The 314-nt window shown below is 44.6% G+C and carries 1 tRNA gene and 1 rRNA gene; both read right to left on the bottom strand.

Going from position 1 to position 314, the window contains the following annotated elements:
* Positions 1–79, bottom strand: a 23S ribosomal RNA gene (locus TEPIDINF_RS14860); the annotation flags it as partial.
* A 112-nt stretch (positions 80–191) separates the two neighbouring features.
* Positions 192–267, bottom strand: a tRNA-Ala gene (locus tag TEPIDINF_RS14855).
* Between the last annotated feature and the right edge of the window lie 47 nt (positions 268–314).

The raw sequence follows: 314 nt of genomic DNA, 5'->3' as shown, positions 1-314 counted from the left end.
GAGGCATATCGGTGTTCGTCCCGTCCTTCTTCGGCTCCTAGCACCAAGGCATCCACCGTGCGCTCTTTGTAGCTTAACCTATTTTTGCCTTGCTTTTCTTGCTATCTAGTTTTCAAGGTACATAAAAAGACGACAATGTTTAATTTATCATCTTCTTCTTAAACTTTCAAGTATCCATTGTTTCCAATTGATGGTGGAGCTAAGCGGGATCGAACCGCTGACCTCCTGCTTGCAAGGCAGGCGCTCTCCCAGCTGAGCTATAGCCCCGTATTAGATATTAGAGTTTTAAGTTCTATAATGGTGGGCCTAACAAG

It is taken from the genome of Tepidibacillus infernus (assembly GCF_048898065.1).
Classification (GTDB): domain Bacteria; phylum Bacillota; class Bacilli; order Tepidibacillales; family Tepidibacillaceae; genus Tepidibacillus_B; species Tepidibacillus_B infernus.
The sequence above is the reverse complement of the archived record's forward strand: the minus strand, read 5'-3'. Positions and strand labels throughout refer to the sequence as shown.